At 70.5% G+C, this 20,842-nt stretch carries 16 protein-coding genes; 7 read left to right on the plus strand and 9 right to left on the minus strand.

Features of this window, described 5'->3' with window-relative positions:
* Positions 1-196 precede the first annotated feature (196 nt).
* The gene (locus tag Q1K70_RS04245; RefSeq protein ID WP_300156183.1) at positions 197-2,266 is read left to right on the plus strand and encodes a methyl-accepting chemotaxis protein; all 2,070 of its coding nucleotides are present in this window, start codon (positions 197-199) and stop codon (positions 2,264-2,266) included.
* A 140-nt stretch (positions 2,267-2,406) separates the two neighbouring features.
* On the plus strand, positions 2,407-3,744 hold the full coding sequence (locus Q1K70_RS04250) for an ATP-dependent 6-phosphofructokinase (protein ID WP_300156413.1): 1,338 nt from the start codon (positions 2,407-2,409) through the stop codon (positions 3,742-3,744).
* Positions 3,745-4,129: 385 nt separating this feature from the next.
* Here Q1K70_RS04250 and Q1K70_RS04255 read toward each other — a convergent pair whose 3' ends face one another.
* Positions 4,130-4,663 carry a shikimate kinase gene (locus Q1K70_RS04255; RefSeq protein ID WP_300156185.1) on the minus strand — a complete coding sequence of 178 codons (534 nt, stop codon included), beginning with the start codon at positions 4,661-4,663 and terminating at the stop codon, positions 4,130-4,132.
* 158 nt (positions 4,664-4,821) lie between these two features.
* Between Q1K70_RS04255 and Q1K70_RS04260 the strand changes: the two genes are divergently transcribed.
* Both Q1K70_RS04260 and Q1K70_RS04265 read left to right on the plus strand, forming a co-directional pair.
* On the plus strand, positions 4,822-5,406 hold the full coding sequence (locus tag Q1K70_RS04260; protein WP_300156187.1) for an RNA polymerase sigma factor: 585 nt from the start codon (positions 4,822-4,824) through the stop codon (positions 5,404-5,406).
* On the plus strand, positions 5,399-5,809 hold the full coding sequence (locus Q1K70_RS04265; protein WP_300156189.1) for a hypothetical protein: 411 nt from the start codon (positions 5,399-5,401) through the stop codon (positions 5,807-5,809). The genes Q1K70_RS04260 and Q1K70_RS04265 overlap by 8 nt, the downstream gene beginning before the upstream one ends.
* Positions 5,810-5,827: 18 nt before the next feature.
* On the opposite strand, the gene Q1K70_RS04270 is transcribed toward Q1K70_RS04265, so the two are convergent.
* Positions 5,828-8,371: an FtsX-like permease family protein gene (locus tag Q1K70_RS04270; RefSeq protein WP_300156191.1), complete on the minus strand. Its 2,544-nt coding sequence runs from the start codon at positions 8,369-8,371 to the stop codon at positions 5,828-5,830.
* 201 nt (positions 8,372-8,572) lie between these two features.
* Between Q1K70_RS04270 and Q1K70_RS04275 the strand changes: the two genes are divergently transcribed.
* The 3 genes from Q1K70_RS04275 to Q1K70_RS04285 all read left to right on the plus strand — a co-directional run bounded on the left by Q1K70_RS04275 (position 8,573) and on the right by Q1K70_RS04285 (position 12,731).
* A complete protein-coding gene (locus Q1K70_RS04275) occupies positions 8,573-10,606 on the plus strand; it encodes a methyl-accepting chemotaxis protein (RefSeq protein WP_300156193.1) in 2,034 nt (677 codons plus the stop codon).
* 150 nt (positions 10,607-10,756) lie between these two features.
* A complete protein-coding gene (locus Q1K70_RS04280) occupies positions 10,757-11,884 on the plus strand; it encodes an aminotransferase class V-fold PLP-dependent enzyme (RefSeq protein WP_300156195.1) in 1,128 nt (375 codons plus the stop codon).
* A 16-nt stretch (positions 11,885-11,900) separates the two neighbouring features.
* A complete protein-coding gene (locus Q1K70_RS04285; RefSeq protein WP_300156197.1) occupies positions 11,901-12,731 on the plus strand; it encodes a hypothetical protein in 831 nt (276 codons plus the stop codon).
* Positions 12,732-12,818: 87 nt separating this feature from the next.
* On the opposite strand, the gene Q1K70_RS04290 is transcribed toward Q1K70_RS04285, so the two are convergent.
* The 7 genes from Q1K70_RS04290 to Q1K70_RS04320 form a co-directional block, all read right to left on the minus strand.
* Positions 12,819-13,370, minus strand: coding sequence for a hypothetical protein (locus Q1K70_RS04290; RefSeq protein ID WP_300156199.1), 552 nt, complete (start codon positions 13,368-13,370; stop codon positions 12,819-12,821).
* A gap of 106 nt (positions 13,371-13,476) precedes the next feature.
* Positions 13,477-14,238 carry a 4Fe-4S dicluster domain-containing protein gene (locus Q1K70_RS04295; protein WP_300156201.1) on the minus strand — a complete coding sequence of 254 codons (762 nt, stop codon included), beginning with the start codon at positions 14,236-14,238 and terminating at the stop codon, positions 13,477-13,479.
* An 11-nt stretch (positions 14,239-14,249) separates the two neighbouring features.
* Positions 14,250-15,725, minus strand: a complete 1,476-nt coding sequence (locus Q1K70_RS04300; RefSeq protein WP_300156203.1) for an NADH-quinone oxidoreductase subunit C — start codon at positions 15,723-15,725, stop codon at positions 14,250-14,252.
* Between the two features lie 3 nt (positions 15,726-15,728).
* Positions 15,729-17,210 (minus strand): proton-conducting transporter membrane subunit, encoded by a 1,482-nt coding sequence (locus tag Q1K70_RS04305; protein ID WP_300156205.1) that lies wholly within the window; start codon positions 17,208-17,210, stop codon positions 15,729-15,731.
* A 3-nt stretch (positions 17,211-17,213) separates the two neighbouring features.
* Positions 17,214-17,855, minus strand: a complete 642-nt coding sequence (locus tag Q1K70_RS04310; RefSeq protein ID WP_300156207.1) for a hydrogenase-4 component E — start codon at positions 17,853-17,855, stop codon at positions 17,214-17,216.
* 7 nt (positions 17,856-17,862) lie between these two features.
* Positions 17,863-18,762, minus strand: coding sequence for an NADH-quinone oxidoreductase subunit H (locus Q1K70_RS04315; protein WP_300156209.1), 900 nt, complete (start codon positions 18,760-18,762; stop codon positions 17,863-17,865).
* A gap of 1 nt (position 18,763) precedes the next feature.
* Positions 18,764-20,758: a proton-conducting transporter membrane subunit gene (locus Q1K70_RS04320; RefSeq protein ID WP_300156211.1), complete on the minus strand. Its 1,995-nt coding sequence runs from the start codon at positions 20,756-20,758 to the stop codon at positions 18,764-18,766.
* Positions 20,759-20,842 lie beyond the last annotated feature (84 nt).

Raw genomic sequence — 20,842 nt, forward strand, 5'->3', positions numbered from 1 at the left:
CAATGTCTTTTCGTCCCCGGGCTTCCTTTTTCATTGGGGCTCATGTAGCATTGAAACGCTCCAGAATTCACGTTACCGTCATGCCGGTTTGACTGACAAGTGGTTGTCTCGTGCAGAGGCGGCGTTGTTCCGGCCGTCCGAGGCGGTCGATGCGGCCTGGATGTTTTTTGTGACCGGGAAGCAACAGGGGGAAACGATGTCGCAATCCAAAACGTTGTTCGGTCGTCTGGGCTTCAGGTTGGGCGCCAGCTACGCCATTCTCGTCGTCGCCATCGCCGTTGTCGGATACACCGGCTTTCACGCCGCCAAAACCATCAGCGACAATCTCGACGCGCTCTTCACGCGTTTCCTGCCGAGCGTCGACTTCCTGATCGAGGCCGACCGGGACCTGCACCAGTTGCTCGTGGCCGAGCGCACCATGATGTTCACGGAACCCGGCAGCGACGCCTACAAGGCGCAGCAGGACGTCTACAACCTCAACCTCAAACAGGCCAAGGACCGGTTCGGCTCCTTCAAGGCCCTGACCACCACGCCCGAGGAAAAGCAGCTGGCCGGGCAGTTCGACCAGGCCCTGCGCCAGTGGGAAGGCGTTTCGGGCAAGGTGCTCAAGGAGCGCCTGCGCGGCGACGAGGCGGGAACCGCCGCGGCCATGGCCCTGACCAAGGGCGAGGCCAACGAGAAGTTCGAGTTCGCCCGGGAATTCATCAACAAGCTGACGGAAGTGGAGCTCGGCTACGCCGACGAACGCAACAAGCAGTCCCAGGCCCTTTACGAGCAGTCGCGGCTGATCATCATGGGCCTGACCGGGGCCATGGTGCTTTTCGCGGTGCTGACGGGCTGGCTCATCGTGCGCGGGGTGCGGCGCAGCCTCGGCGGCGAGCCCGAGGAGATCGCCGCCGTCGCCCGGCGGGTGGCCGTGGGCGACCTCTCCGTGGATTTCCACGACGCGGCCCATCCGCAGAGCGTCTACGAGGCCATGCGGGCCATGGTCGCCTCCTCGGCCAAGGTGGCCGAGGCCGTGGCCAAGCTGGCCCAGGGGGACCTGGAGGTCAGCGTGACCGTCCGGTCCGAGGAGGACGTGCTCATGCGCGCCTTGAGCTCGCTCGTGCGGGCGGAAAAGGACATCGCCGCCCTGGCCGGCAAGCTGGCCATCGGCGACCTCGACGTGGCCGTGGCCCGGCGTTCGGAAAACGACGCCCTGCTCGCGGCCGTGGAGCGGCTGGTGGCGGCCGAGAAGCACGTGGCCGGCATCATGGAGCGCTTAAGCCAAGGCGACCTGACCTTTCGCGTGGACGCCCGCGACGAGGCCGACGCCCTCATGCGCTCCCTGGACGCGATGATCGTCAAGGTCGGCAGCGTCATCCGCGAGGTCCAGGGCGGCTCGATCAACGTGGCCTCGGGCAGCGAGGAGCTCAGCGCCTCCTCGTCCTCCCTGTCCCAGGGCTCCACCGAGCAGGCCGCGGCCATCGAGGAATCCTCCTCGGCCATGGAGGAGATGGCCGCCAGCATCGGCCAGACCGCGGACAACGCCAAGCAGACCGAGGCCATCGCCATCAAGGCGGCCAAGGACGCCCAGTCCTCGGGCGAGGCCGTGACCCAGACCGTGTCGGCCATGAAGGCCATCGCCGGCAAGATCTCCATCATCGAGGAGATCGCCCGGCAGACGGACCAGCTGGCCTTAAACGCCGCCGTGGAGGCGGCCCGGGCCGGCGAGCACGGACGCGGCTTCGCCGTGGTCGCCTCGGAGGTGCGCAAGCTGGCCGAACGCAGCCAGGCCGCGGCCTCGGAGATCACCGGCATTTCCCGCAACAGCACCCAGGTGGCCCAGCGTGCCGGGGAACTGCTCTCCAAGCTCGTGCCCGACATCCAGCGCACGGCCGACCTCATCCAGGAGATCAGCGCCTCGAGCCAGGAGCAGAGCCAGGGCGCGGTCCAGGTCAACACCGCCCTGCAGCAGCTCGACCTGGTCATCCAGCAAAACGCCTCGGCTTCCGAGGAGCTGGCTTCCACGGCCGAGGAACTTTCGGCCCAGGCCGAGCAGCTGCAAGCCAGCGTGAGCTTCTTCCGGATGCCCGGGACCCATGCCGCGCCGCCTTCGGTCCGTGCGGCGGCCCGTCCGGCGGTCCCGGCCCGCAAGCCCGGCGCGCCGACGGCCCAGGCCGGCGGCAAGGGCAACGGCAAGGCTCCCGGCAAGGGCAACGGCGTCGGACCGGCCGGAAAGATCCCCCTGGAACCCCTCCAGGACGCCGATTTCGAACGCTTCTAGGGCACGGGCCTCATCGGCGTCGCGGCGGCCCGGAGCGGTCCGGGCCGCCGCCGCGTTTCCGTGGTTTCGTCGCCGGGCCGTGTTGCCCGGGGCCGGGGAAGCTGCTAACGCCTTTCCCAATCAAGGAGACGCCCGACATGATGGAAGCCGCCTGCGCCAAGGCCCCCGTGGACACCGCCATACCGGTCCTCGGGCCGGCCAAGATCCCTTCGCCCCTGCCGTACTGCCGTTTCGACGACGACGCCCGAGCGCGCATCGAACTCGACGCCCGGGAATTCGGCGAGGGCAGCGGCCCGTGCCTGGCCGAATTCGAGGCGGCCGGGCCCCGCAGCCGCATCTACTACGACTCCTCCAAGGTCAAGGCAGCCATCGTCACCTGCGGCGGCCTGTGCCCGGGCTTAAACGACGTCATCCGGGCCATCGTCATGGAAGCCCACCACAACTACCACGCGGCCGGCGTGCTCGGCATCCGCTTCGGCCTGCAGGGCTTCATCGAGTCCTACGGCCACGCCCCGGTGGAGCTCACCCCGGAAAACGTCTCGGACATCCACCAGTTCGGCGGCACCGTGCTCGGTTCCAGCCGCGGCCCGCAAAAGCCCGAGGACATCGCCGACGCCCTGGAACGCCTCAACGTGGCCATGCTCTTCGTCATCGGCGGCGACGGCACCATGAAGGCCGCCCGGCGCATCCAGGAGGAGATCGCCCGGCGCGGCTCCAAGATCAGCATCATCGGCGTGCCCAAGACCATCGACAACGACATCAACCTCGTGCCCCAGTCCTTCGGCTTCGACACGGCCGTGGAAAAGGCCACCGAGGCCATCCGCTGCGCCCACACCGAGGCCATCGGCGTGCTCAACGGCGTGGGCCTGGTCAAGGTCATGGGCCGCGAGTCCGGGTTCATCGCCGCCCAGGCCACGCTGGCCCTCAAGGAAGTCAACTACGTGCTGGTGCCGGAATACCCCTTCGCCCTGACCGGTCCGCGCGGGCTTTTGCCCTCGCTGGAGGAGCGGCTGCGGGGCCGGGGCCATGCCGTGATCGTGGCCGCCGAGGGCGCGGGCCAGGACCTGCTGCCGGACACGGGCCTGCGCGACGCCTCGGGCAACCCGGTGCTCGGGGACATCGCCGAGTTTCTGGCCTGCGAGATCGAGGCCTATTTCCGCGAGCGCGCCATGCCCATGACGCTCAAGTTCATCGATCCGAGCTACATCGTGCGCTCGGTGCCGGCCAACGCCAACGACCGGGTCTACTGCGGATTTCTGGGTCAAAACGCCGTGCACGCCGCCATGGCCGGCAAGACGGGCATGGTGGTCTCCAGGCTCGGCTCGCGTTACGTGCACCTGCCGCTCGACCTCGTGACGCTGCGGCGCAAAAAGCTCAACATCGCCTCGGACTACTGGCGCTCGGTCATCGAGTCCACGGGCCAGCATGCCGTGACGCCCTTCACCGACGATCCCGCCATTTTCTGCCCCACCGCCTGAGCGCGAAAGACCCGCTCCACCCGGGGAGGCCCGGCCGCCTTCCCGGGACGGCGGCCCGCCGCGCGTCGCTTCTTTTTCTCTGGGCCGCGTCCCCCCCGGTCGCGATCGAAGGATCGGGTAATCTTTTCCGAGGAATGTGACTGGCCCAGGCGGCCGGCAGACACTAGCATGCAGGGCGTTCCCCGGTCGCCGCGACGCGTTCGGGCGGCCAGAACACAAGGCGCAGTCAGGCAATTCAGTCACTTCATGCCCTCGCGCATCCACTTCGGGGCCGGTTCCCTGGAAAAGCTCGGCAGCGAGCCGCTGCCGGGCAGGAAAGCCCTGCAAGCCCGCCGGGACGACGATCGGGACGGGGAAGGGCGGTTGTCCGCCTTTCCCCGTTTTTTCATTCCGCCCGCCAGGCGGCCAGGGCGCGCAGGGCGAAGTCCAGCAGTTCGTCGATGCCGCGCTCGGGCAGGCAGGCGTGGGCGCAGGCGAGGTAGAGGGGCTCGCGTTCGGCCAGGGTGGCGGCGATCTCCTCGCGAAGGCCGAGGGCGGTCAGTTTCGGCCGTTGCGCCTCGTTGAGGTCGGCCATGAGCCGTTCGACCAGCCGATCGGGGTCGGCCTGGAGGTAGAAGACCAGGCCGTGCGACAGGATCTCCCGGTTTTCCGGCAGGAGCACCGCGCCGCCGCCCGTGGCCACCACCTGGCCCGGGCGTTTGCCGGTCTCGGCCAGGATGGCCGCCTCGGCCCGGCGGAAGGCGTCCCAGCCTTCCCGGGCGACCAGATCGGCGATGGTCTCGCCGCGTACTTCCACGAAGACTGCATCGAGGTCGGTGAAAGGCCGGCCCAGGCGTTCGGCCAGGCGTTTGCCGAGGGTGGTCTTGCCCGAGGCCCGGGGGCCGATGAGGTAGATGTTGCGGTCGTCGGCTGGGGGCATGGCGCGCTCCGGGATGGGCTGGCGGGCGCGATGCCCGCCGCGCCCGGGAAATAGCGTCCGCCCGCCGGTTTGTCGAGCCGGGGGTGTAACCGGACGGGCCGTTGCCGCGCCTGAACCGTCGTCATGGGGCCGTCGCGGCCGCGTGACCAGAAATCACGATGTGGCGGTTCACGGAGATGGCAGGCGGCGAGGCACGACCGGAGGGCATTGACGACGCTTCCCTGGCCCGCAAGGCGGCGGGGGGCGACCAGCGGGCTTTCGCCGTGCTGGTGGCGCGGCACAAGGCGGCCGTGCTGCACGTGGTCTCCCGGTTCTGCGACGATCCCGACGGCCTGGAGGACCTGACCCAGGAGGTCTTCGTCAAGGCCTACCTGAACCTCGGCGCGTTGCGAAACGGCGCGGTCTTTCGCGGCTGGCTGCACCGCATCGCCGCCAACACCTGCATCGACTGGCTGCGCCGACGCAAGGCCGAGGCCGGGCTCGTGGACGGCCTGGAGGACGGTCTGGCCGACGAGCGCGACCAGGAGCGCCTGGAGGCCCGCGAGGCCCGCCGCCGCCTCGAATCGGCCATGGCCTCGGTCCTGTGCCAGAAGGACCGGGCGCTCATGGTTCTGCTCGGGCTCGAGGGCAAGAGCGTGGAAGAAGTGGCGACCATCACCGGCCTGTCCCGGGTCAACGTCAAGGTGCGGGCCTTTCGGGCTAGACGCAAGTTGCGTGAATTTTTGGAGAAAGATTATGCCTAACAACTGGCGACGGCTCATGGGGCGCTTTGCCGGCACGGCCTGCGTCCTCGTCCTCGGCCTGGGAATCGGCTGGGCGGCGGCCACCTGGCGGGCCACCCACGAGATGCGGGACCGGGACGCGGCCGCCTTGGACGTCAGCCGGGAGCGGGTGGACGCCGAGGAAATGCGCCTTCTCGACCTCGATCCCGAGCAGCGACGCCGGTTCCAGGAGACGAGGAACGAGGTCTTCCTGGAGATGCAGCGGCTGATCGGCCGCAGTCGCCCCGAGATCGAGGGCATCCTGCGGCGCAGCGACGAGAAGATCCGGCCCATGCTCTCGCCGCGCCAGCTGGCCATCTACGACCGGCTGGAAAAAAGCCGCCGCCAGGGCCTGCCCGAACGCCCCGTGGGCGCGGACGACTGAGCCGCCCCGTCAAGCCGCCTATTCGTTGCGCAGATAGGGCCAGGCCTTGTCCGACAGGGCGCGCAGCACGCCGGCCAGCCCGAGCACGAGGGTCAGGCCGGTTGCGATGCCCACGGCGGCCACGGCCGGCCCCGGGAAGAAGCGGAACGGCAGCTCCATGAACGACGTCACGAAGGCCCAGGAAAGGGCCGCGCCGAGCCCGAGCGCCGTGAACCCCGCCAGCACGCCGAGAAAGGCGTTTTCCGCCAGCAGCATGGCCAGCACCTGCCGGCGGCTCGCGCCGCACACCTTGCACAAGACCGCCTCGTAGCGCCGACGCCGCATGCCGGCGGCCATGGTCTGGACCAGCACCAGCATGCCGACCAGCAGCGTCGCCCCGGCGGCGGCGGACACGGCCCCGGCCACCTTGTCGGCGATGGCCAGGACGTCGGTCAGGGCGTCGCCGATGCCGATGGCCGTGACGTTGGGAAAGCGGTCCGTGACCGCGGCGAAGACCGCCTCGCCCGGGTTGTCCTTGCCCGCGCCGTCCACGTAGGCCGTGGCCAGGTGGGTCATGGGCAGGCCGTCAAGGCTTCCCGGCGAAAAGACGAACACGTAGTTGATGCCGAGGCTCAGCCAGTCCACCCGGCGCAGGCTGGCCACCGTCGCCGTGATCTCGCGGCCGAGCACGTTGACCGTCACCGCGTCCCCGACGCCGAGCCCCAGGCCCTTGGCCACCCCTTCCTCCAGCGAGACCAGCGGGGGCCCGGCGTAGCCGGCCGGCCACCAGCTTCCGGCGACGACGCGGCTGCCCCGTGGCGGGCTTGCGGCGAAGGTCAGCCCCCGGTCGCCCTGCACGGCCCAGCGGGCGTCCTCGTCCACCTCCACCGTTTCGACGGGCGCGTCCTTGATCCGGGCGATGCGGCCCCGGATCATGGGCGAGGACTCCACGCGCGTCACGCCGGGCGTGCCTTCCGTCACGGCCAGGAAATCGGCCAACTGCCCGGGCTGGATGTCCACGAAGAAAAAGGCCGGTGCGGTCTTGGGGATGTCTTCGGTGGCGGCCTGGCGGAAATTGGCCTCCACCTGCGTCATGGCGCAAAGGGCGGTCAGCCCCAGGCCCAGGGCGGCCAGCACCGGCCCGACCTGGTTGCCCGGCCGCGACAGGGCGCGAAGGGCCAGCCCCACCGGGCCGTGGCGGCGTCCGGGCAGCCGGGCCAGACGCACGGCCAGCCAGGCGAAGAGCCGAAAAAGCGCCATGGCCCCGAGCACGGCGGCCACGAACCCGAGCCCCAGGCGGCGGCTCGGCGAAACGGCCACGGCCAGGGCGGCCAGGGCGGCCAAACAAACCAGGCCCGGCAGCCTGGCGGTCAGGGTCGGCCGGGACAGATGGGGCACGGAGTAGCCCCTGAAAAGGAGCAAGGGCGGGGAGGCGGCGGCCGTGGCCAGGTGCGGCAGGGCAAAGCCCAGTGTGGTCAGCGCGCCGCAAAGCCCGGCCAGGGCCAGGGCCTCCGGAAACGGACCCGGGGACAGGGCGGCGGGCAGGAACCGGGAGAGCAGCGGCCCGGCCAGGGGCGGCGCGGCCGCGCCCAGCGCCAGTCCGGCCACGATGCCGAGCCCGGCCAGGGCGGAAACGACAAGGAGATAGGTCAGGGCGACCACGCGACGCGGCGCGCCCAGGCACTTGAGGATGGCGATGGAGGGCGTGCGGCCGGCCAGATAGCCCGAAGCGGCCTGGGACACGCCGATGCCGCCGAGGAGCAGGGCGGCCAGGGCGACAAGACCCGTGGCGGCCGTGAGCCGGTCCATGAAGCGCGACAGCCCCGGCTGGGCTGCGGCGGCGTCCCGGATGCGCCAGCCGGCGGTGGGGAATTCCCGGCGCAGTCCCTCGGCCAGGGCCTTGGCGTCGGAACCGGGCGGGAGCTTGACCCGGTAGTAGTGGCGGGTGAGGCTGCCGGGGCCGGTCAGGCCGGCCTTTTCCAGGGTTTTCGCCTGCACCAGCAGGCGCGGTCCCAGGGTGGAGAAGCCGGCCGAGGCGTCGGATTCGCGGCCGAGGCTCGCCCGCACGACGTAGGTGGCGTCGGCCACCCGGATCAGATCGCCGACCGTGAGCCCCAGGCGCGAGAGCAGCTCCGGCGCGGCGGCCGCGCCGGGCAGGCCGTCGCGTACGCCCAGGGCCTCGGCCAGGGACTGGGGCGGGTCGAGGAGCACCTCGCCGTACAGGGGATAGGCGTCGTCAACGGCTCGCAGGGTGGCCAGGGCGCGCTTGCCCGGGCCGTCGCCGCGTCGGGCCATGGTCTGCATGGAGACGAGGTGGGACACCCGACCCAGGGCGGACAGGGCGGCCAGTTCCTCGGGCGAGGCCGGCCGCTGGGACAGGGCCGCCTCCAGGTCTCCGCCGAGCAGGGCGGCCGCGTCCCGGGCCAGGGCGTCGGCATGGGAGGCGGCCAGGCTTCCCACGCCGGCCACCGCGCCCACGCCCAAGGCCAGGCAGGCCAGAAAGACGCCGAAGCCCCGCAGGCCGGCGCGCAGTTCCCGGCGCGCCAGGCGCGCGGCAAGGCGGAAGTCGTCCAGCAAACGCATGGTGGTCCTTGGCCTTGGAACGTATGGGAAAAGCCGACGGACGTCCATCCGCTTCCCGGAAGCCTCCATTTTGCGTTGCAAGGGAACGGGAAATAGGCCAATTGTCAGGACTGCGGCAATACGCGCGTTTCGGCCCGGATTCACAGGACTCGCATCTTGGGCCGCTCACTGGGAAAAGAAACGACAGAGGGGGAGCGGGCCGTGAAAAATCTCAAGCTCGGCATCAAGATCAGCGTCGGATTCGGGTTGTTGATCCTCATCGCCTGCGTTCTGGGCGGCTTGGCCGTGGTCAACATGCATTCCGTGGAAGGCGAATCCACGCGCCTGGCCAAGGAATTCGTTCCGGAACTCAACATCGCCAACGCCATCGAACGTTCCGCCTTGGCCACCATGATGGACATGCGCGGCTACGGCTACAGCGAGGACAAGAAGCAGCTCGAAGCCGGCCTGCGCAACCTCGGCGAACTCAAGAAGGCCCTGGCCGAAGCCAAGGCCCATTCGGACAAGTACCCGGCCCTTGTCAAGCTGCGCGAGGACGTGACCAAGGCCCAGGCCAAAACGGCCGAATACGAGAAGCTCATCAACGACACGACGTCGCGCATGGATGCCGTGGCCGGCGTGCGTCGCGTCCTGGACGCCGCGGCCTCGGAGTTCGTGAAGAACTGCGACGCCTACCAGGACAGCCAGACCAAGACCCTGATCGAGGAGATCGGCAAGGGCCTTCCCACGGAAGCGCTCAAGGACCGCGCCGAGAAGCTCGACAACATCACCGACATCATCACCCTCGGCACGGCCATCCGGATCGGCAACTACCGGGGTCAGCTCTACCGGGATCCGCGCCTCATCGAGGAAGTCATCAAGAACTTCTCCAGCCTGGAGCACGATGTGGAGGCCCTGCGGGCCAAGACCCGCAACGAAGGCAATCTGCGTCAGTTGGCAGCCATCAAGGACGCCCTTCAGAAATATCACCAGGCCCTGCTCGACTTCCTGGACAACTACAAGATTTTACAGGAACTGTCCGCCAAGCGCCTGGAAGCCGCCAACGCCGTGCAGGACGCCGCCGAGGAGACGGCCCTGGCCGCCCTGGACGCCACGCAGAAGATCGCCAACAACGCCGTGACGAGCCTTTCCAGCGCCTCCTCCGTCATGATCGCGGGGTTGAGCATCGCCATCCTGCTCGGCATCGTCATCGCGGTGCTCCTCACCAAGGCCATCACCGGGCCGGTCATCAAGGGCGTGGCCTTCGCCAAGGCCATGGCCGAAGGCGACTTCACCCGCCTGCTCGACATCGAGCAGAAGGACGAGATCGGCGTGCTGGCGGCCTCGCTCAACGAAATGGTGGGCAAGCTGCGCGAAGTGGTGGCCGAGGTCCAGTCGGCCTCGGAGAACGTGGCCTCGGGCTCCGAGGAGTTGTCGGCCTCGGCCCAGAGCATGTCCCAGGGGGCCACCGAACAGGCGGCCAGCGTGGAGGAAATCTCCTCGTCCATGGAAGAGATGAGCTCCAACATCAAGCAGAACGCCGAAAACGCCCAGCAGACCCAGTCCATCGCGGTCAAGGCCGCCCAGGACGCCCGGGAGGGCGGCGAGGCCGTGGTCTCGGCCGTGGCGGCCATGAAGAACATCGCCGAGAAGATCTCCATCATCGAGGAGATCGCCCGGCAGACGAACCTGCTGGCCCTTAACGCCGCCATCGAGGCCGCCCGGGCCGGCGAGCACGGCAAGGGTTTCGCCGTGGTCGCCGCCGAGGTCAGAAAGCTCGCCGAGCGCAGCGGATCGGCCGCGGCCGAGATCTCCGAACTGTCGGCCTCGAGCGTCCGGGTGGCCGAGCGGGCCGGGTCCATGCTGACCAAGATGGTGCCCGACATCCAGCGCACGGCCGACCTCGTCCAGGAGATCGCGGCCGCCAGCCAGGAGCAGAATTCCGGGGCCGACCAGATCAACAAGGCCATCCAGCAGCTCGACCAGGTGGTGCAGCAAAACGCCTCGGCCTCCGAGGAGATGGCCTCCACCTCCGAGGAACTGTCCAGCCAGGCCGAACAGCTGCAAAGCACCATGGCCTTCTTCCGGGTGGACGGCACGGGTCGCGGCCATATGCGGATGGTCAAGGCCCTGCCTTCGGCCGCCGCCCGCCGCGCCCCGGCCCGCCCGGCGGCGCGTCCTGCCGCGGCCAAGCCGGCCGCCGGCGGCGTGGGCATCGACCTCGGCGACAAGGACGACGACTTCGAGCGCTTCTAGCGCGCGACCCCGCGAGTCAAGGCCGGGAAGCCGCCAGGTGGCTTCCCGGCCTTTTGTTGCCCCGCGGCATTCCCGGGCGGGCTTGTCCTTGGCCGGTTTCCCCCGTACCCTGCCGGCGCGGCCGCATCCACGGTCCGCCGGGGAGGAAAGATGGACCAAGCCCTCTTGCGCGCGCAGTTTCCGGTCGTGGCCGAGACCGTCTTTTTCAACCATTCCGCCGTGTCGCCCCTGCCGGTGCGGGCCTGCCTGGCCGGGCAGGCCGTTTTCGAGGAACGCTGCCGGCGCGCCTCGGCCGATTACTTCCGCTGGATGGCGGCCGTGGCCGAGACACGGGTTCTCGCCGCCCGGCTGCTCGGAGCCCGGCCCGAGGAGGTGGCGTTTACGGGCAACACCTCCCACGGCCTGGGGCTCGTGGCCGCCGGGCTCGACTTCGTGCCCGGGGACAGGGTGGCCGTGACCTGGCCGGATTTCCCCACCCTGCGCTTTCCCTTCGACAATCTGGCCGGGCGCGGCGTCACGGTGGTCGAAATCCCCAAGTACGACGGTCGGGTGGACATGGACGCGGCCAGGCGGATCATTCCGGGCTGCCGGCTGGTCGTGGCCTCGACCGTGGACTGGACCACGGGCGTGGCCGCGCCGGTGGAGGAACTGGCGGCGCTTTGCCGGGAGTCCGGGGCGCTTTTGTGCCTCGACGCCATCCAGAGCCTGGGGGCGCTGCCCATGGACGCGGCGGCCCTCGGCGTCGATTTCCTGGCCGCCGGCTGCCACAAGTGGCAGCTTGGGCCCATGGGCCTCGGCATCTTCTATGTCGCGCCCCGGGCCGCCGCGCTTCTCTCCACGCCCCTGGCCGGCTGGCGCTCCATGCGCCGGGCCGAGGAGCTGCGCCCGGAGTTCGCCCTCAAGGAGGACGCCGGCCGGTTCGAGCCGGGCACCCAGGACATCGCCGGCATCTGCGCCTACGGCGCGTCGCTGTCGCTTTTCATGGAGCTTGGCCCGGAGGAGGTGCGGGCGCGCATCTTCGCCGTGACCGACCTGCTGGCGGGGGAGCTTGCATCCCGCGGTCTCGGGGTCGCCTCGCCCCTGTCCGGGCCCGAACGCTCGGGCATCCTGGCCTTCGACCACCCCGACGCGCCCGGGCTTTTCAAGTACTTCATGGATCACGGCGTGGCCGTATCCCTGCGGGCCGGGCGCATCCGGCTCTCGCCGCACTGCTACAACGACGCTTCGGACGCACAGCGCTTCCTCGCGGCCCTCGACGCCTTCGACGGCCGCTGCTGACGGGAAGGAGACGACGGTGAAACGCGCGATCTTCATCATGAGCCAGAAGGGCGGCTCGGGCAAGACGACCTTTTCCCGGGCCCTGCTCGACCATCTGCGTTATGGCCTGGGCCTCGGCGTGGCCGCCTTCGACGCCGACGGCCAGGTCGGGCAGCTGTTGCAGTACTACGGCGCGCGCGACGGCGAAGGCCGGCTCGCCGCGCCCCAGGACCCGCTGACGGGCGTGGGCGTGTTCGACCTGCGCCGCCGCGAGGAGCGGGGCACGGTGGTGGACGCCCTGGACCTGGGGGCGCAGACGCTGCTGTTCGATTTTCCGGCCGGCTGCCTCGGCGATCTGACGCGGGTGGTCGGCGAGGGCGGCATCAGCCCGGTGCTCGACGAGTACGAGCGGGAGGGCTACCGCACGACCGTGGCCGTGGTGGTGTCCAACGTCCAGACCTCGGCCGACAACGTGCTTGCGGCCATGGCGGTCTTCCGGGACCGGGTGGACTACGTGGCGGTCAAAAATCTCTTCTACGGCAAGCCCGAGGATTTCCTTTTCTTCGATGGCTTCACCGGGGCGGACGGCCGCCGGTACGGCGGCCAGGCCCGGGAGGCGCTGGCGCGCGCGGGCGGCAGGCTGGTGGAGATGCCGGCGCTTCCCGGCCGGGAATACGCCCTGTGCGACATGTACTGCCTGGGATTCAGCGAGGCCAAGGCCCATCCGGCGCTTCGCCGCGCGGAGCGCGCGGCCGTCGGCCATTTCCAACGGGAATTCGGCGCGGCGATCGCTCCCGCCGGCCCGCTTCTGGGCTGCGCGCCTTCGACCCCTCAGTCATCCATTCCCCTGAACTGGTCCCAATCCTAGCGAACGGCGCTCCTCCCCCTTGTGGGGAGGTCCAGGAGGGGGTCACCCCCTCCTGGACGCCGGAGGCATCTTCTCTCTTTTCCCTCTCTACCCGAACGACCTGGCGAACAGGTCGGCAATGGCCGCCTTGCCGGGCTCTTCCAGGAACCGGGTGCCGGTGCCGGTGAAGTGGGTGTGGCCGATGGTCGGCGCGGCCACGGGCTCCCAGGCGTCGTTTTCCCAGGTGAACCAGCCGCGCTTTTCCTGACAGAAGACGAAAAGCGGCTTGTTGCAGATCTTGGCGAATTCCGCGCCCCAGCCCGTGCCGCCCTTGACGGTGTTGTCGTCCTGGATGGTCCCCACCACGAAGATCTCCAGTCCGGCGTCGATCTGGTGCATGATGGTGCGCAGCACCATGCGGATCTGCGGGCCGTTGCTGAATTTGCGCGACAGGAGCTTGGAGACGTAGGTGAGGCTCACGTCCTTTTTGGCCAGTTCCTCCTGGGTCAGGACGCGGATGCCGCGCGTGCGCTCGATGCGGTGGCCCTCGAAGGTGAAGTTGACTTCCTGGATGCCGCGCAGTTCGGCCTGGCGGCCGAACTCGGCTTCGGCGCCCTGGGCGCCGCCGCTGAAGAGCGTGAAGCTGGTGGGGCTGGGCATGGGGACTCCTTGACAGGGGTTGCGTTGCGCGCATGGCCGCGCGCCGAAATCCGACCGTTTCCTTCCTCTTGCCCGTTTTGGGCGCGACCCGCAAGACGTGGTGGGCCTAGGGCGTTTTCATGCCCAGCAGCCGCAGCAGGCCGTCGAGGATGGTCAGGGGATGGGGCGGGCAGCCGGGAATGAAGAGGTCGACCGGCAGATGGGGCGTGGCCCCCTCGGCCGCTTCCGGGCCGGCCGCGAAAAGGCCGCCGGACACGGCGCAGGTCCCGATGGCCACGGCCACGCGCGGATCGGGCACGGCCGCGAAGGTGGAGAGCGTGGCAGCCAGCATGTTGCGGGGCACGGGGCCGGTCACGGCCACGCCGTCGGCGTGGCGCGGCGAGGCCACGAAGTCGATGCCGAAGCGCCCGAGGTCGAAGACCACGGTGGTCAGGACGTTGGTGTCGGCCTCGCAGGCGTTGCAGCCGCCGGCGCTGATCTCGCGCAGCTTGAGCGACCGGGCGAAAAGCCGTCGCCTGCCCGGCTCCAGGGGAGCGACGGCCGGGCGCAGGCCCGGGCGCAGCACGAGGCCCTGCCGCGTGGACGAGGCCAGCCGGTGGTCGCGGGTAAATGTCACCATGCCCCTGGGGCAGGCCGCCTCGCAGGCCCCGCAGAACAGGCAGCGGCCGAGGTCCAGGTAGAGGCCGTCGGCGTCGCGGCCGAGCGCCCCGGTGGGGCATACGCCGGCGCAGGAGGCGCAGGGCGGGTCGCAGGACTGCGGGGCCAGGGTCGGCAGGCCGCGATAGCGCGGCGGCAGGTCCGGCACGCTTTCGGGGAAGGCCACGGTGCGGCGGCCCTGGCGCAGGCGTTCGGCGAGGATGTCGAGCATGGGGCCGCCTCCTACAGGTCGTGGCCGCAGTAGGACAGGTTGAAGCTCTTGTTGCACAGGGGAAAATCGGACACCTGCTGCCCGCGCAGGGCCACGGCCAGGCCGAACCAGTTCATAAACGACGGGTCGTAGAGCTTGTAGGCGAGAAACCGCCCGTCCGGGCCGGTCACGGCCAGGTGGCGGATCTCGCCGCGCCAGCCCTCGACGATGCCGACAGCCAGGCGACCGGGCGGCAGGCCGGCCGGCAGGGGCGCGAAGGCCGGCCCTGCCGGCAGGGCGGCCAGGGCGGCGTCGACGAAGTCGAGCGAGGCCTCCATCTCCAGCCGGCGCACCAGGGCACGGGCATAGACGTCGCCGAAGTCGTGGAGCGAAAGCGGGATGTCCTTGGCGTCGGCCCCGAGCAGGGGGAAGGACCGCCTGGCGTCGCGGGCCAGGCCGCAGGCCCTGGCCGGCGGCCCGACCAGCCCCAGGTCGCGGGCGGCGTCGGCGCAGAGCCGGCCCGTGCCCTCGAAGCGGGCCAGGACCGTGGAGGCGGAAAAAAGGAGCTGGGCCGCGCCGAAGGCGGCCCGGCGGGCGGCTTCCAGGCGGCCGGCCAGCACCCGGAGCATGCCCGTGTCCAGGTCGTGGCGCGTTCCACCCGGGCGCACCAGGCCCCGGCCGAAGCGGTTGCCGCAGAGGATGGCCGTCATGTTGAGGAAATCGCCCCGGATGCGGCCGCAATAGGACATGGTGGGCAGATAGCCCACGTCCCCGGCCAGGGCTCCGATGTCGCCGGTGTGGTTGGCCAGGCGTTCGAGCTCCAGGGCGACGCGGCCGATGGCCCGGCCGCGCGGCGGGGCGGCCTGCCCGGTGAGGGCCTCCATGACCGCGGCGTGGGCCAGGGCGTGGCCGATGGACGTGTCCCCGGCGGCGGTTTCCATGAGGTGCGGCGTGCGCGCGTCCGGCGCGCCGGCGAGCATGGCCTCGATGCCCCGGTGCTGGTAGCCGAGGCTTATTTCCAGGTGGAAGACGTTTTCGCCGAAGCACTGGAAGCGGAAGTGCCCGGGCTCGATGATGCCGGCGTGGACCGGCCCCACGGCCACTTCGTGGATTTCCTCGCCGTGGATGCGGAAATAGTCCGTGACCCCGGGCTCGGGGCGTATGCCGCAGCACCGGGCGGCGAAGCGCACGGGCTTGAGCCAGGGATGGCCCTCGGGCACAATGCCGCTTTTTTCGTGGAGCTCGCGCTCGAACCAGTGGCACTGCGGGCATTCGGGGGTAAGCGACTCGTAGCGGGCGACCGGGACCGACCGGTGGAAGGACAGCCGGCCGTCGCGGTCGCGGCCGCACACGGCGGCCAGGGTCGGACCGTCCTGGCCGGGCAGGGCGCAAAGGGCCAGCACGCGCCAGCCGGCGGCCACGCGGGACAGGATCTCGCGGCGCAGGTCCCGCGCGGGAAGCGCCGGAACGTCGTTAACGGCGATGCTCTGGGTATGGGCGAATTCCACGGCCTAGCCTCCGAGGACGAGGGCCGAGGCCGCCTGGTGGAGAAAGGCGGACAGGCCCCGGGGCAGGTACAGCCCGAGGACGAGGGTGGCGCACAAAAGGGCCAGGGGCGGCAGCACGGCCAGGGGGCTTTCCGGGCCGGGCCTCGACGTCGCCGGCGGCAGGGGGCCCTGGACCATGCGCAGGACCGGCACGGACATGCCGACGAAGATGACGGCCAGAAGAACCAGGAAAAGCGTCGCCGAGACGGTGTGGCCGCCGGCCAGCATGGCCTGAAGGATGGTCAGTTCGCTCACGAAGATGCCGAAGGGCGGCGAGCCGCAGATGGCCAGAAAGCCGGCCAGCCACAGGGCGGCCGTGACCGGCAGGGCCCGGGAGACGCCGCGCGCGTCGTGGCAGGACCGGGTGTGGTACACGGCCAGGATGTTGCCCGAGAGCAGGAAGAGCGCGCCCTTGGTCAGGGAGTGGTTGACGGCGTGGAGCATGGCCCCGAAGGTCGCGCCGCCGCCGATGCCGACGCCGAGCGCCAGGATGCCCATGTGCTCGACGCTGGAATAGGCCAGCAGGCGCTTGTAGTCGCCGAGGCCCACGATGAAGACGGCCGCCGTGGCCAACGAGACCAGGCCGAAGAGCACCAGCAGTTCGCCGCTGAAGTCGGCCATGCCGGCGGCGGCGAGCACCTGCCCGGCGCGCAGGATGCCGAGGAAGGCGCAGTTGAGGAGCGCACCGGAGAGCAGGGCCGAGACCAGGGACGGCGACTGGCTGTGGGCGTCGGGCAGCCAGTTGTGCATGGGGGCCAGCCCCATCTTGGAGCCGTAGCCCACGAGCACGAAGATGAAGGCCGCCCGCAGCCACGGCTTGGCCGCCTCGGCGGCGCGCGGCAGCATGGCGGCCAGGTCCATGGAGGCCAGGGGCGCGGCCGGATCGAAAAAGGCCACGGAAAAAAGGATGTTGCCGAGAAGGGCCAGGGCGATGCCCACGGAACAGATGACCAGGTACTTCCAGGTGGCCTCCAGGGAGCGACGGTGGCGGTGGAAGTAGATCAGCGGCGCGCTGGAAAGCGTGGTGGCCTCGATGCCCACCCACAGCACGGACAAATTGCGCGTGGCGCACACCACGGTCATGGCGCACAGAAACAGGCACAGGCACATGGTGAAGATGCGTTCCGGGGCGTTGACGAAGGCCGCGCCGTCCTGGAAGTCGCGCTTGGTGGCGTTTGCGCCCTCGTGGCGCAGGTAGCCGGCGGCGTAGACCGAGGCGGCCAGGAACAGGGCGCTGGCCAGGGCCAGGAAGAGTTGTCCGGGCGCGTCCAGGCACAGGAGGCCGCCCCAGGCCGGTTGCGGCGGGTGGGCGAAGGTGGCGGCGGTCAGGACGGCATGGAGCACGGCGGCGGCGACAAGGACCAGCCGGCGCGCGCCGTCGGCGGGGATGGCCACGGTCGCCACGGCGGCGGCCAGGGGGGTGAGCGGCAGGGCGGCGAGGAGCATGGATCAGTCCCGCAGGGTGCAAAACCGGCCGACGTCGATGGACTCGAAGGTTTTGTTGATGTGGTGGATGGCGATGCCCATGACGAAGACGGCCACGAAGACGTCGAGGAGCACGGACAGTTCGAGCCAGACCGAGCCCTGAACGGACAGGGGCGTACCGAGGAGGAAGATGCCGTTTTCCGCGGCCAGGTAGCCGATGACCTGGGTCAGGGCTTTGCGCCGGGCGATGACCAGGGTCAGTCCGGTGAAGATGGTGGTCAGGGCCGTGGGGAAAAGCAGGGGCGGGAAAAGGCCCGGCGGAAAGGGCAGGCGCGTTTCCAGCCACAGCGAGAAGAGCAGGCCCGAAACGCCGGCCAGAAGCGACAGGTTGAACCCGAGGTAGGGCTCGACCACCGGATTGACCTCCAGGCGCGTCAGGGTGCGGGCCAGCAGCCACGGGAAGCCTACGCCCTTGATGGCCAAAACGGCCAGGGAAAGAAGCGCCATGTGGCCGGAATCCCCGGCCGGGGCGGAGAGCACCGGCACCAGGGCGAGCAGCGCGCCCTGGACGGCGGTCAGGCGCGTGAGCGAGCGCAGGCGCGTGACGGCCAGAAAGGCCAGATCGACGCACAAAAGCGCCACCATGACGGAATGGTACAGTTCCACCAGCCGGCTACCTCCATACCGAGAGGACCAGGGACAGGGCGACCAGCGCCCCTGCCCCGCCGAGAAGCCGCGGCACGCGCGTGAGGCGCAGCCTGGCCATGGCCGATTCCACCAGCCCCACGGCCACGGCCGCGAGCGCCATGCCCGCAAGGAACACGCCCCAGGCCGCGACCGGGGAAAGCCCCGTGCGCGGCATGACCGAGAGCACCGTCAGGGCGCAGAACAGCCAGAGCTTGAGCGACGCGCCGTAGACCACGGCGGCCATGTCCGGTCCGGAGTGGTCCAGCACCATGACTTCGTGGATCATGGTCAGCTCCAGGTGGGTGTTGGGATCGTCCACCGGGATGCGGCAGTTTTCGACCAGAAGCAGGACGAACAGGATGGCCGGCACGAACAGATGGGCCGCGCCGAGCGGCTTGGCGTCCGACACGGCCAGCAGGCTGTCCAGGGAAAGCCCGGTCCCGTCGGCGGCGAGGCTCAAAAAACACAGGAAGAGCACGGGCTCGGCCAGGGCGGAGAAGACGGCCTCGCGGCTGGCCCCCATGCCTTCGAAGCTCGACCCGGTGTCCAGGGCGGACAGGATCAGGGCCAGGCGGGAAAGCCCGAGCAGGTAGGCCAGGAACATGAAGTCGCCGGCGAAGGACACGGGCGCGGACGTTGCCGGCCCCGGCACGAGGAGCAGGGCGCAGCCCACGGCGGCAAGCGACGCGACGGGGCCGGCGAAGATCGCCCAGGAGGCGGTCGTGCTCGTCACCACGCCCTTTCGCACGAGCTTGGCCAGGTCGAAATAGGTCTGGAGCACGGGCTTGCCGGCCCGACCGGCCACGCGGGCCTTGACCCGGTTGACGATGCCGGGAATCAGCGGGGCGAGGACCAAGGCCAGGGCGAGGTGGAGGTAGGCGTGCATGTCAGAGCTTCCAGGCCAAAAGCAGGACCACGGTGGCCAGCACGTAGAGGATGTAGAGGTGCACCCGGCCGTGCTGCACCACCTTGGCCGCGTCGCAGGCCCGGGCCACGGCTTCGAACAGCGGCGTGAAAAAGGCCAGGCGCAGCCGGTCCGGGGCCGTGACCGTGAACCGGGCCCTGGCCGGGAAATAGCCGGTGTCCATGTCCAGGCGGCGCGTGACGCCCATGGCCGAGCCCATGACCCGGGCGGCCGGCTCGACGAAGGAAGCCGGGCCGTACTGCATGCGGGCCGTGGGGGCGAGGTAGCCGCAGCCCCAGGTGGGCTCGCGGCGCGCGCCGTTTGCGGCGACGAGGCGGCGGCGCAGGACCAGGAGCAGGACGACCAGGACGACCAGGACGCCGCCCACGGCGCGGACGCTTGCAAGGACGCCGGCGGCCTCGGCCAGCACGGCCCGGGCCGGGGCCGGGTCGAGGCCCGGAAAATCCAGGGCGGCCGGGCCGGCCAGGCCGAGGAGGTTCGGGGCGAAGACGGCGGCGGCGGCGACGGCCGCGACCAGGAAAAGGAGTCCGGCCCGGGAGATCGGCCCGGGTGCGGGGGCCTTGGCTGCGGCCGGGGTGCGCGGCGCGCCGAGAAAGCTCAAGCCCCCGGCCTTGGCGAAGGCGGCCAGGGCCACGCCGCCGACGCCGGCCACCACGGCCAGGGCCCCGGCCATGGCCACGCGGGGCAGGAGCCCGGGCAGGGACAGACCGGCCAGGAGGGACAGGGCCAGCAGCAGCTCGGCGGCGAAGCCGGCCAGGGGCGGCAGGCCGGCGATGCCGGCGCTGGCCAGGAAAAAGGCCGCGCCGACCACGGGCATGCGCTTGCCGAGGCCCCCCAGGTGGGCGATGCGCACCGAGCCCACGGCGTGGAGCACCTCGCCGGCGCACAGGAACAGCAGCCCCTTGAAGGCGGCGTGGTTCATCACGCCAAAGACCGCGCCGGCGAGCCCCAGCACGGCCACGGCCGGGTTGTCCAGGCCCCGGCCGACGAGCCCCAGTCCCAGGCCCAGGCAGGCCAAGCCCATGTTCTCGACGCTGGAATAGGCGAGCAGGCGCTTGAGGTTGCCCTGGGCCAGGCCCTGGAGGATGCCCATGGCGGCGGAGACCAGCCCCACGGCGCAAAGGGTCCAGCCCCACCACAGGGGGGCCGGGCCGAGGAGCTCCACGGCCCGCCACAGGCCGTAGACGCCGGCGCTGATCATGGCCCCGGACAGCATGGCCGAGACGTGGCTCGGCGCGGCCGGATGGGCCTCGGGCAGCCAGACGTGCAGGGGGAAGAATCCGGCCTTGGCCCCGAACCCGGCCAGCGCCAGGAGAAACAGGGCCGAAGGCGCGGCCAGGCGGCCGTCGGCCGCGGCCTGGGCCAGGGCGTCGAAGCCCGTGGTCCCGGCCGCGGCCCAGAAGGCGGCGAAAAAGGCCAGCACGCAGACCGCGCCGAGGTGGGCGGCCACGAGGTAGGTCCAGGCCGCTTCCCGGACTTCGACCTCGTCGTCGTGGAAGCCGATGAGGAAAAACGGGGCCAGGGACATGATCTCCCAGGCGACGAGGAAGCACACGGCGTCGCGGGCGGCCATGACCAGGGACAGGCCGGCCAGGAGAAGGTTGAAGAAGCACCAGTGCGCGCCGAGGCCGCCGTGGCCGGCTTCGTCGTGGTCGTGGCCGGCAAGGCTGGCCGCGCCGCACACGGCGCAGGCCGCGCCGAGCAGCGACACGGGCAGCAGGAACAGGCGGCTGACGGGGTCGAGGCCGAGCGTCAGGGAGCCCACGGGCAGTCCCCAGGGCAGGACGACCTGGGAGACGGCGCTGGCCGGCGCGACGGCGAAGGCCGCGAGCCCGACCACGGAGCCGGCCAAGGCCGCGCCCGCGCCCAGGGCGTTGGCGAGCCGGCCGCGGCCGGCGCAAAGCGCGGCGATGGCCCCGAGCGCGTAAAACGCCAGGGAAATGCCGAAGAGTTCCATGACGGCAATCCTTCCACGCGCTCCGGCGGGCCGCCTCTGCGGCCGCGCGGGCACGACGACTTGCGATGCGGTTTGCCGCTATGC

This window comes from Solidesulfovibrio sp. (assembly GCF_029978005.1).
Classification (GTDB): Bacteria; Desulfobacterota; Desulfovibrionia; order Desulfovibrionales; family Desulfovibrionaceae; genus Solidesulfovibrio.

Bases quoted from the DNA above. Each gene is read 5' to 3' on its own strand.
- Q1K70_RS04245 (WP_300156183.1), top strand. From the start codon at position 197: ATGTCGCAATCCAAAACGTTGTTCGGTCGTCTGGGCTTCAGGTTGGGC.
- Q1K70_RS04250 (WP_300156413.1), top strand. From the start codon at position 2,407: ATGGAAGCCGCCTGCGCCAAGGCCCCCGTGGACACCGCCATACCGGTC.
- Q1K70_RS04255 (WP_300156185.1), bottom strand. From the start codon at position 4,663: ATGCCCCCAGCCGACGACCGCAACATCTACCTCATCGGCCCCCGGGCC.
- Q1K70_RS04260 (WP_300156187.1), top strand. From the start codon at position 4,822: ATGTGGCGGTTCACGGAGATGGCAGGCGGCGAGGCACGACCGGAGGGC.
- Q1K70_RS04265 (WP_300156189.1), top strand. From the start codon at position 5,399: ATGCCTAACAACTGGCGACGGCTCATGGGGCGCTTTGCCGGCACGGCC.
- Q1K70_RS04270 (WP_300156191.1), bottom strand. From the start codon at position 8,371: ATGCGTTTGCTGGACGACTTCCGCCTTGCCGCGCGCCTGGCGCGCCGG.
- Q1K70_RS04280 (WP_300156195.1), top strand. From the start codon at position 10,757: ATGGACCAAGCCCTCTTGCGCGCGCAGTTTCCGGTCGTGGCCGAGACC.
- Q1K70_RS04290 (WP_300156199.1), bottom strand. From the start codon at position 13,370: ATGCCCAGCCCCACCAGCTTCACGCTCTTCAGCGGCGGCGCCCAGGGC.
- Q1K70_RS04295 (WP_300156201.1), bottom strand. From the start codon at position 14,238: ATGCTCGACATCCTCGCCGAACGCCTGCGCCAGGGCCGCCGCACCGTG.
- Q1K70_RS04305 (WP_300156205.1), bottom strand. From the start codon at position 17,210: ATGCTCCTCGCCGCCCTGCCGCTCACCCCCCTGGCCGCCGCCGTGGCG.
- Q1K70_RS04315 (WP_300156209.1), bottom strand. From the start codon at position 18,762: ATGCACGCCTACCTCCACCTCGCCCTGGCCTTGGTCCTCGCCCCGCTG.
- Q1K70_RS04320 (WP_300156211.1), bottom strand. From the start codon at position 20,758: ATGGAACTCTTCGGCATTTCCCTGGCGTTTTACGCGCTCGGGGCCATC.